Here is an 11,622-nt window from a genome sequence, read left to right as displayed (position 1 = left end):
CGTTTTGGCGTCCCACCCGGCGATATCCGGCGCGTAAATGAAACTGTCTGGCTGCCCGGGAGCAAACAGACAGAACTATTATTGAGTCAGATTGTAGAAACCGGCGGTAAAGCTTGAGAGGAGGCAGGTGACAATGTCCAACAATGAACACCAGGACGCACTATCGAGAACCGTGACAGAAAAGTTACGCAACGGCCAAGTGGTCACAGTGCGCCCGCTGGACCGGGGCGATATTGAACTGGAACGGGAATTCATCACCAACCTGTCAGCGGAATCCAGACACTTCCGTTTTCTCGGTGGCGTCGGCAAACCCAGCCAACAGTTGCTGGAGCGGCTGACGGATATTGACCACGACCAGCGCGAGGCGTTTATCGCCGTCATCGAGGATTCAGGTGGAGAAAAAGAAATCGGCGTATCCCGCTACGCCGTGGAATCCGGGGGAAGCGCGGCCGAATGCGCAGTGGTCATCGCGGACGATTGGCAAATGCAAGGTCTCGGCACACTGTTACTGAATCGCCTGATCGAGTCCGCTCGCGCCCGGGGCATCGATCATCTCTACTCCATCGATTCCGCCGAGAATGCCAAGCTTCGCCAGGTGGCGGGGGATATGGGCTGGGACTGTCGCTCGGATCCGGAGGATCACACCCAGGTAATTTATACCCTCGACCTATCCGAAGCTTAAGGTGCGGCAGGCAACCAGACTGCTCGTCATCCCGGTCTTGACCGGAATGACGACAGCGTCTTGGCATGCTGATCTATATTCCACCCTCCATCGGCGGCATTTTCTCCTCTGTCTCCGGTAAGATTGCAATCATCGCTGCGGTCGTAATCATCAGGCCCGCGATCGAGGCGGCGTTCTGTAGTGCGGAGCGAGTCACCTTGGTGGGGTCGATAATGCCCAGTTCGATCAGGTCGCCATAGCTCTCCGTCTGCGCGTTGTAGCCATAGTTTCCCTTGCGCTTCTTGATTTCGTTGATAATCACGGAGGCATCCTCACCGGCATTATTAACGATTTCCCGCAATGGCCTCTCCAGGGCACCGGTGGCGAGGCCTATACCGACATCCTGGTCGTGGTTGGACCCTTTAAGCTTGCTCTTTTTCAATGCTTGCAGCACGCGGATCAGCGCAACACCGCCGCCGGGTACCACGCCCTCCTCCACTGCCGCGCGGGTGGCGTTGAGTGCATCGTCGACCCGATCCTTTTTCTCTTTCATTTCAATCTCTGTCGCCGCACCGACTTTGATCAGCGCCACCCCGCCCGACAGCTTGGCGAGGCGTTCGCGCAGTTTTTCCTTGTCGTAGTCCGAGGTGCTGCGATCTATCTGCCCGCGGATTTTCTCCATCTGCGCGTCTATGTCTTCCTGAGACCCGGCGCCGCCAATCATTGTCGTGTCATCCTTGGTCACGATAATCTTGCGCGCCCGGCCGAGATCCTCAAGAGTCGCATTGTCCAGCGTCAGGCCCAGTTCTTCGGTAATCACCTTGCCCCCGGTCATCACGGCAATATCCTCGAGCATCGATTTGCGGCGGTCACCAAAACCCGGGGCCTTAACCGCGGCAGCATGCATGGTGCCGCGCATGGCGTTCACCACCAGGGTTGCCAGGGCATCGCCCTCGATATCCTCGGCAATAAATAGCAGGGGTTTGCCGGTCTGGGCTATTTGGTCAAGCAACGGCAGGCACTCGTGGATGTTGCCGATCTTCCTGTCGTAGAGGAGAACGTAAGCGTTCTCCAGCTCCACCCGCATGGCGCTGCGGTCGGTGACGAAATATGCGGAGAGATAACCGCGGTCGAACTGCATCCCCTCGACTATTTCCAGTTCGTTAACCAGTCCGGAGCCTTCCTCGATCGTAATTACTCCGTCGCGGCCAACGGTTTCCATGGCCTTGGCGATGATATTGCCAATATCCTCGTCGCCATTGGCGGAGATGGTACCCACCTGGGCGATCGCCTTGCTGGTATCGCAGGGTGTGGACATCTGGTGCAGCTGCTCAACAGCCACGTTTACCGCCTGATCGATGCCGCGCTTGATATCCATCGGGTTCATGCCCGACACCACCGCCTTGAAGCCCTCCTGCATAATCGCCTGCGCCAGTACCGTGGCGGTGGTGGTACCGTCACCGGCCACTTCCGAAGTCTTGGCCGCGACCTCCTTCAGCATTTGCGCGCCCATATTCTGGAACTTGTCCTCGAGCTCCACTTCTTTGGCCACGGAGACGCCATCCTTGGTCACCGCCGGCGGGCCATAATGCTTCTCGATAATGACGTTGCGACCCTTTGGGCCCAGAGTGGCCTTGACCGCATCCGCAAGAATGGCGGCACCTGCAATCATCTGGGTGTGGGCATCGGTTCCAAATTTCAGTTCTTTGGCGGGCATGGCTTTTCTGAACCTCTAACCAGGCCGCAATAGAAAATGCGACGCAGAAATAGATAAGGGCCTACGCGGCCCTTATCTCGTTGAATATTTCGCTTGCAGCATGAGCGCTACTGGATTGAAATCCGCTTGGGTTTGGAAACTTCACGCTTACCAATAGTCACCGTCAGCACCCCGTCCTTGCCCTTCGCGGAGATCTTTTCCGGATCTGCAGACTCGGGCAGGTTAAAGCGCCGGTAAAACATTCCGTGGGAACACTCGGTGCGCATATAGCCTTCTTTCTTTTCCTCTTTCTCCCACTTGCGCTCCCCGCGGATCACCAGCTTGCCGCCGTCCAGTGTGACTTCGATATCCTTGGGGTCCACACCAGGAATATCGGCTTTAACCATAAACTGGTTGTCCTCCTCGATCACGTCCACGGATGGCGACCACTCGCGGGCTGCCATTTCACCCTCCTCTTCAAACATGGAGGGCCAGCGCTCTCCCACGGCTCGCGTCAACTGGTCGAAATCCTCCTGGAAGCGGTGCCACAGGTCTGTGGGTCTTTTGGCGGGCATCTTCACAATTTTCTCTCCTACAACTACGGACTAATGGCGCCCGCCGGTAGCGGTGGGCGCTATGGATGAAAAAATTATAGTTAGCAGATCAGCAGAAAGCGGAAACTGGCGACTTAGCTGGCACAAAAAAACACTTTTCCGTCGTTCAGGAGGCCGGCGCAAAGACCACGGTGACTTGATGTTCGGCGCCGTCATCCGAGAGCGGGATACGCTCGCCGGAGACCTTCTCTCCGTCTAGGGTCAGCTCGGCAATATCGCGGGGGCAACCGCCGCAGTTGCGCACCTCGATATCGTAGCGACTGCCGCCGAAACGCATCGACAGGCGATATCTGTCCCAGGATTCCGGCAGGCACGGTTTGATCTCCAGGCTGTCACCATCGAGGATCCGCGCGCCCAGCAATGCCTCGAGTGCGCCCCGATAGAGCCAGCCGGAGGCCCCCGAATACCAGGTCCAGCCACCGCGGCCAACATGGGGAGGCACGCCGTAGACATCACCCGCCAGCACATAGGGTTCGGTGCGGTAGCACTGCACACCTTCGGGAGTGTCGGTATGGGTGATCGGGTTCAATAACGTGAACAGGTGATGGCCCCGTTCGCTGTGCCCGAGACCCGCAGCCGCCCAGACGGACCATGTGGCGGCGTGGGTATACTGGCCGCCGTTTTCGCGGATACCGGGCGGGTATCCCTTGATATAGCCGGGATCTTTTTTCGTCTTGTCGAAGGCCGGCTTCAGTAGCAGTACCTGACGCGCGTCTTCGTTCACCAGTTTTTCATAGGCGGAGTTCATCGCCTCGCGGGCGCGAGGCGTGGGCGCTTCCTGGGATAACACAGACCAGGTCTGCGCAATCAGGTCGATTTTGCACTCGTCGCTCAGCTTTGAGCCTATCGGCGTACCATCGTCGTAGTAGGCGCGCCGATACCAGGCGCCATCCCAGCCGCTCTCCTCAACCTGCTGACGGAAGTTTTCACCGAGCTGGCGGTAGTGTTCCGCCAGCGCCGCGTCGCCGATGTAGTCGCACAGAGGCGCCATATCGCGACAGACCCGCAACAGGAACCAGCCCATCCACACACTTTCGCCGCGACCGGTGGTGCTGATGCGGTTGAAGCCGTCGTTCCAGTCGCCGTTACCGATTACCGGCAGCCCGTGTGGACCCACGGCGCTGGCGCGTTCGATCGCGCGGCAGCAGTGTTCGTAGAGTGAACCGGACTCATCGGCGGTATCGAACTCCGCGTAGCGCTCGTGTTCGTCCTTTTCCAGCGGTGCTCCCTGCAGGTAGGACACCGGTTCATCCAGAATCCCGTAGTCACCGGTGGTGCGTATGTACTGGGCGGTGACGAATGGCATCCACAGCAGGTCGTCGGAGCAGCGGGTGCGGACGCCGCGCAATGGATTTTCATGCCACCAGTGCAGCACGTCGCCATCCTGGAACTGGCGCGAGGCCGCGCGCAGTATATGCTCGCGGGTCCACTCCGGGTGGGTCCACAGCAGCGCCTGGACATCCTGCAATTGGTCGCGAAAACCGAAGGCACCACTGGACTGGTAGAAGCCGCTGCGTCCCCACAGACGGCAGGCCAGAGTCTGGTATGGCAGCCAGCGATTGACCAGCAGCTCGGTGGCCTTGTCCGGCACTTCCACCTGCACGCTGCCGAGGTAGTTCTCCCAGAACTGCTCGAATTCCACGCGGGCCGCTTCCGCCCGGTGGGGATCGCGGAATTCCCCTGCGAGCTCCAGGGCATGGGCGCGATCGGCGCCCTCCCCCATGATGAAATAGACTGTCTGGCTCTCACCGGCCGCCAGGTCGATATGCACCTGATAGGCCGCACAGGGATCGCAACCGCACTGCACCTGCCCGGACAGACCGATACGGAACAATGCTTCCGGCGCCGACAGGTCTCCGTTGTTGCCGAGAAACTCCTGCCGGTCGGTGGTGAGGCCATGTGGTGGCAGATTGGCGGTCAGGAAAGCGACGCCGGGTTTGGCATCGGCGACGAAGGCATTGCGGGCCAGCAGCGCACAGTTCTCTGACTCGAATTCACTAACTAGGTAGGGCCAGCTGTTCGCCCGTATCAACCCCTGTACCCACTCCACGTAATAAGTGGCGGTCAGGCGGCGGGGGGTGTCCCAGCAATTTTTCAGGGTCAGGCGAGCGATCTTTACCGGCGCCTCCCGGTCCACTGTAACGTGCCAGGATTGCTCCAGACCGTGGCTGTTGTGCCGGTATTCACTGTAGCCGGCGCCATGGCGTATCTGGTACGGAGCGTCGGCAGGTCGCGGCGCCGGAGTTGGCGACCAGACTTCGGCTGTTTCCTCATCCCGCAGGTAAAGCACCTCACCGCTAGGGTCACGCACCGGGTCGTTGTTCCAGGCGGTCAGGCGGTGCTCTCCGCTGTTACCGCTCCAGGTACAGCAGGAACCGCCCTCGGACACCAGGCAACCAAAATCGGGATTGGCGATTACATTGACCCAGGGCGCAGGTGGCCGCTGGCCCGGTTGCAGATGCAGGACATACTCGCGGCCGTCGGCGGAAAATCCGCCCAGGCCGTTGTCGAACAGCAGGTCGTTGGGCCGCTCCAGTGTCGGAGTCGGCTGCGGCGCATAGTCTGAGGAGTGCACCGGCACAAAGGGCGGCAGCGGCTGCTGCTGTGTCCGCAGCGTTGCAGCGCCGTGCTCCAGTTGCGCCAGAACCGAACCGGCGCTGGAATCGAGCACGGCACGCGCGCCTGCCAACAGGCGGATACGCTCGTTACCGGGAAGCTCCTGGCCCGCGACCATCACCACCGAACCGGCAAGCTTGCGCAGGGTGCGCCCGCGGATGTCGGCGATCATTTCCTGTAATCGATCGCGGGTTTCCTGGGCATAGCCCGCCGACTCCTCGTCAATGATCACCAGATCCACTGCCAGACCGCGGCCACCCCAATAGGTGTGCGCCTGCAAAATCGGCTCGATGAATTCGATCTCCTGTTCAGTGCGGATCTGCACCAGCAGTATCGGGTTATCGCCGGAGATGCCCCGGCTCCAGAGTCCTGGCTGGATATGGCGGCTGCGCGCCAGCACCCTCGACGGCACGCGCAGACCGCTGGCCGGAGCCAGAACCGCCGACAGCAGGTCCATCATCCAGGGCATATTCCCCGCCACCATGCGCAGGTTGCGCAGCTCGTGTTCCGATTGCATACGTGCCAGGTCGAAGATCCAGCGCGCTTTAGGCCGCGAGCGGTAGGAGCGCAGCATCGACAGCAGTTCGCGCCGCGATTTGCTCACGCCAGTCAGGTAAACGATCTCGATCTCCGATTGCCGCGGCACCACCACTTCCTGCGCCGAGGCGATCACCGGATCCAACACCGGACCGGTAGTGCCGGTGAAGCCCGCCAAGCCGTTTTCCAGCGCCTGGGGATTCGCCGGGGAACGGCCGCGGCCAAGGAAACGGGCGCGGTCCGTTTCCCAGCCGACCCGATGGCGGACGCCGGATTGCACCAGAACACTGTGGGCCAGGTAGATCGGTTTTTCGTCGCTGCCGCGCGGCCGACGCCGATAGAGCATTACCTGCTCTTCGGGAAGGTACTGGCTCTCCACAAACAGTTTGGCGAAGGCCGGGTGGCGCTGATCTGCCGGCTCCGGGGCCAGGACGACTTCGGCGTAGTCCGCCAGGAGCAGGCGGCGCTCGCGATCGCTCTCGTTCTTGATGATGAGACGCCGCGCCTGGATATCATGCTGGGAACTCAGCGCAATGTGCAGCCGGCAGAAGAGCTGCGACTGGCGGCGCTGTAATTCGACACTCTGTGGAGAGAAGTGCGCAGTGCAGTTAGCGGCATCACCACCACAGGGCGCCAGGCCCACGGAAAAGAGTTCGCCGCTGTCCAGGTCGCGCACGTAGCTCCAGTGGCCCCACTGGTGCCGGGTGGGATCCGGCTGCCAGCGTGTTACGGCGATATCGTGCCAATAGCTGCCGCCGGCACCATCCGCCGCCTGCACCAGACTGTAGTGTCCGTTAGACAGCAGGTTGTAGTGCGGCTGCGGACGGGATGGTTGTGGCCACCAGCTGTCCAGTGCGACTTCGACGTGGAAGCTACGTAAAACGCCCGGTCGTTTCCAGGGTCTGGGTGCCGGTGGCGCGAGGGGATTGCGCTCGTGCAAAAGCGGCGTCAGACCGGCGATACGCGCATCTCCGTGAAAACGCTGCAGCATGATGTCACCGTGAAAGAAATTGTTCAGGGCCAGCAAAATCATGCCCTGGTGGTGACTCATATAAGAACGTACCGTGCGCGCACGGCGCGGTGCCGGTTTGGCTGTGCGACCGAAGTCGATGGCCTCATACAGACCGAATTGACCGTAACCACCGTGCTTTCTCAGCTCGCGCAGGTTTTCGATGACTGCGTCAGCGGTAAATGGCAGGGCCATCATCGATGCATAGGGCGCAATGACGAGACGCTCACCCAGGTCGCGGCGGAAACCGATACCCGGCACACCAAAGGCCCGGTACTGGTAGTGCAGATGGCTGTCGAGTTCGTAGTAACCGGATTCGGCGATGCCCCAGGGCAAACTGAAACGATCGGCGAAGTCCCGGTGGACATCGATGGCGTTGCGGCAGGCGCGCCCCATCAGGCTGCTGTCCGGGGTTTCCATCAACAACCGCGGCATCAGGTATTCAAACAGGGTAGCGCTCCAGGACATCAGGACCACACGGCGGTGCAACCGTCGGAATGGTCGCTCAAGATGGCGCCAGTGGCGCGCGGGAATATCACCCTTGGCAATCGCCAGAAATCCGGTCAGGCGCGACTCCGACGCCAGCAGATCGTAATAGTTTGCGTCCAGTGCAGCGTCGGTGACGTTGTATCCGATATGGAAAAGGTGGCGATCCGTGTCGTAGAGGAAGGCAAAATCCATTTCCTCAAACCAGTTCCGCGCCCGCCCGGCCAGGCGCGTCAATTCGCTTTGGAAGTTTTCGGCGTTCTCGCGCGCAGTCTCCAGTGCGCTACTCAACCGTGCACTCCACGCACCGGAATCCTCGCGATGCTGCTGTGCACCGGTAGCGATTATTTTTTGCAGCTGATCGACCTGCGTCAACGCCGCAGCACAGGTATCCGACAGCGTCTCCAAGGTCACCGGACCACTCAAGGTCTCGGCCAGCTCGCGGAATTTTTCCGCCGCCGGACCGCCCTGCTCCCGGCATGGCACTGGTGGTGCCTGCATCAACCTCTGCCAGGGCTCCAGTTTCTCCTGGTAGCGTCGTGCTGCAATGGCATGCTGGTGCAGTTCATCCAGCCAGTGGCGCAGACGCCCCAGGGACTCGGCGCTGAAATTCTTCTCGTCGCGCTCGATCAGCGTCAGCACCCGCTCCTGCAGTGCGGGCACTTCGCGCTCGTAAATATCGTCGATGATCTGCCACCAGTGTGGCTGACTCGCCCCGATCTCTATCCGTTCGCGCAGCTGCGCTATTTGCGCGCTGATATCGCGAATTTCACTAGAGCCGGAACCAGGTTCCGCGGGCTGCAGGGTTTCCGCCACAAGACCGAGGGTGTCACTGACGCCCGATACCAGCTGGCGACCGCTCAGCGGCTGCTTGTGCAGCGCTTCCAGGCCGCTGGCAAGAGTCAACAGGCTGGCAGCAAGGTTGCCGCTGTCGACCGTGGAAACATAGCGAGGATTCAGCGGGCGCAGCTCGCGCGTCTCATACCAGTTGAGGAAATGTCCGCGGTAGCGCTCCAGCCCACGCATGCGATCGAAGCTGTTGTTCAACCGCGCCAGCAATAGCGAAAGATCCAGATAACCGAAATCGTAGGCACTGAGTATCGAAAGCAGGCCGAGCCCAATATTGGTAGGCGAAGTCCGGCGCGCCAGAACTGCCAGCGGCTCCTCCTGGTAGTTGTCCGGTGGCAGCCAGTGATCGTCCGGCCCCATAAAGTGCTCGAAGAAAAACCAGGTGCGGCGGCTCAGCAATCGCAACTCGCTGATGTTTTCTTCCGTCAGCGTCGGCGCCTCGAAGCGGTGCGGCAGGTTGATACGGTAAATCAATTGCGGCAACAGCAGCCAGGCCAGTAGCAGCGGCGCGGCGGGCAACAGATTTACAGGTGCCGTGAACAGCAGCCATATGATCGCGAGAATCGCAAACACCGGCGAAATCCAAAGCTCCCGCCAGGCGCCATTTACGGACAAGGCTGCGCTCGCGGAGCGATTCACATGGGCCGCGGATCGCCATTCCAGCAGGTGGCGGTGAGATATAGCCAAACGGTATAGGGTGCGCACTATGGCGTCTAACGCATTGACCGCCTGGGTCGGCAACAACGCCAACGACAGCAACCAGTGGAGGGCTCGCTGCTGTAATACCGCCGGTCCGCCGCGCAAATGGCGCGCGGCGCACAGGGGATCGGCAATACTGCGCCACAGTATGGACAGTAACTCCAGCCATACCGGTGCCGCTGAAAGAAATAGAAGCCCCAGGGTCCAGACCAGCGCGCTGCCCGGCAGCCAGCCACTCCAGGCCAGCAGGAACAGCGCCAGCAGACTGGGCGCCTCGAGGCTGCGACGCAGGTTATCGGCAATTTTCCAGCGGTGAATCGGCGGCAGTGGGTTCGCTACTTTTTTTCCATCGTCGACCGGTACCCTGTTGCCCAGCCAGGACAACAGCTGCCAGTCGCCCCGAATCCAGCGATGGGATCGCCGCAACAGGGCGAAAACATTGGGGGGGTACTGCTCGTAGAAGATCGTATCTGAAAGCAGCGCCGCTCCGCCGATCGCGCCCTCCAGTAGGTCGTGGCTCAGTATCGTGTTTTCCGGAAGATGACCGGCCAGGGTCTGGGAGAAGACGGCCGGATCGTAGATACCCTTGCCCGCAAATATCGCCTCGCCGAACAAGTCCTGGTAGGCGTCGGAAACGGCGTGTGTATACAGGTCGACGCTGCGATCGCCGGAAAAAACCTCAGAGAACACCGTCTCTTCGGAGCCCGCGGGATCGGTTTCCAGTCGAGGCTGCAAGAAGCCATAGCCAGCGACGACGCGCCGGACATTTTCGTCGATCACCGCCCGGTTGAGTGGATGTGCCATGGTGCCGACAAGGCGCCGCGCCGTGCCCGGCGGCATCTGGCTATCGGCGTCGAGGGTAATGACGTAACGCACATGTCTCAGCTGTTCCCGGTCGCCGAAACAGGCCACGAAACTCTCGGTGTCACGCCCCTTCAGCACGCGATTGAACTCGATAAGCTTGCCGCGCTTGCGCTCCCAGCCCATCCAACAGTTTTCTGCCGGATTCCAGCGACGCTCGCGATGCAGCAGAAGGAATGGTGCCCTGCCCTCGGCGTCCGAATAGCGCTCGTTCAGCGCCTCAATGGAATCTCGAGCGGCCTGTAGCAGTTCATCATCCCCCGGGGCGCTCTGCATGTCGGCGTCGGAGAAATCACTGAGAACGACATAGACCAGATTGCCGTCGTCGTTGTTGAGGAAATTGATCTCAAGACATTCGAGAATCTTCTGCATGTCTTCCGCGTCGGAAAACAGCACGGGCATGACCACCGCGGTGCGGCATTCCGCGGGAATCCCTCGCTCGAAATCCATCTTGGGCAGCTTGCGCGGCGATAGGCTGTGGGTAATCAGTCCGTTGACCAATGCGAGGGCCATGCCCACCAGAGGCACTGCCGCAATGGCTACAACAAGTAGCGCAAGGCCGATTCCTGTGCCATGGACGAGTAGATAAATGGCGAGGGCCAGTAGCAGCGGCACGGAGAAAAGAGCCAGCCCGGAGAAATAGACTGTAGAGGCCTTATGCAACAGCTGCCGGTGCAAACGCTGCAGGATATTCGGCCGGAATTCCACCGCCTGCTCAAGCTCCGCTTCCCCTTCTCCAACCAGGAAGTAACCGACATGTCGCCGGCGGCTGCCCGGTTCCTGCTCTTCACTGAGCGCCACAAGACGCTGGGCGATCTGGAACTCGGCGCTGTCACTACCGCGCGCGAGCTTTTCGATGACGCCGCGGTAGTGATCGCGGGTTTCGAAATCCATTTTTTCGTAGGCGCCCGCAGGATCCGATGACAGAATCCGATCCACGCGGCTCAGGGATTCAATAAAATCCCGCCAGTCGTGAGAGCGCAGTTCCCGCAGACTGATAATGGCGCTGGCGATACCGACACTCTCGGCCTCGGCTGAAGCCAGCGCCTGCTCCAGGGCTTCATCGGCAAAATGCGCCAAATGCTCCAGTAGGCTCAGGCGCAGCAGCGCCGGTAGAGCCCACAGCTCGCCGGTACTCAGAATGGTCTCTTCCTGGTATTGGTCGACCAAACCGTGGATGGACTCGATATCCACTGGCTGCAACAGGTTGGACACCAGCGTATCGGCCAGCGCGTGCACACGTAAATCGGTGCCGCCGTCTTCCGCAGCAACCTTGGGCAATTGTCGCAGGTAATTCCGCGGCAGGGATTCGCGAACCAGCTCCAACGCCTCCTGGACAACGTGGCGGTTATCCAACAACCACTCTTCACTGCGGGTACCCTTTTCGCCCGCCTCAACGCGCGTGGCGAGCTGTTGGTATATTTCCTGAAAATGCTTATCCAGTGTCCGCAGGTGCGATTTCAGCGGATAGCCGCGCTCTATGTCGACAAGGTGCCGGTGGCGTTTGGCGAGTGCGGCAATGGTCTCGCGGCGCATCTGCTCATCGTCCCGCCCCTGTTTACTGGCGCTGCTTTCGGTTTGATTTCCCGATTCT

At 60.5% G+C, this 11,622-nt stretch carries 4 protein-coding genes; 1 reads left to right on the top strand and 3 read right to left on the bottom strand.

Features of this window, described 5'->3' with window-relative positions; all coding sequences use genetic code 11:
- Positions 1-133 precede the first annotated feature (133 nt).
- Positions 134-682, top strand: coding sequence for a GNAT family N-acetyltransferase (locus IG168_RS09935; protein ID WP_193164241.1), 549 nt, complete (start codon positions 134-136; stop codon positions 680-682).
- Positions 683-755: 73 nt separating this feature from the next.
- Here IG168_RS09935 and groL read toward each other — a convergent pair whose 3' ends face one another.
- The 3 genes from groL to IG168_RS09920 form a co-directional block, all read right to left on the bottom strand.
- Positions 756-2,378, bottom strand: a complete 1,623-nt coding sequence (gene groL, locus IG168_RS09930) for a chaperonin GroEL (protein WP_193164240.1) — start codon at positions 2,376-2,378, stop codon at positions 756-758.
- A 107-nt stretch (positions 2,379-2,485) separates the two neighbouring features.
- Positions 2,486-2,932, bottom strand: coding sequence for an Hsp20/alpha crystallin family protein (locus tag IG168_RS09925; protein ID WP_193164397.1), 447 nt, complete (start codon positions 2,930-2,932; stop codon positions 2,486-2,488).
- Between the two features lie 145 nt (positions 2,933-3,077).
- Positions 3,078-11,564: a GH36-type glycosyl hydrolase domain-containing protein gene (locus IG168_RS09920; protein ID WP_193164239.1), complete on the bottom strand. Its 8,487-nt coding sequence runs from the start codon at positions 11,562-11,564 to the stop codon at positions 3,078-3,080.
- Positions 11,565-11,622 lie beyond the last annotated feature (58 nt).

It is taken from the genome of Microbulbifer hainanensis (assembly GCF_014904735.1).
Taxonomy (GTDB): Bacteria; Pseudomonadota; Gammaproteobacteria; order Pseudomonadales; family Cellvibrionaceae; genus Microbulbifer; species Microbulbifer hainanensis.
Note: the sequence above shows the minus strand (reverse complement) of the source record. Positions and strands in the feature narration are given on the sequence as shown.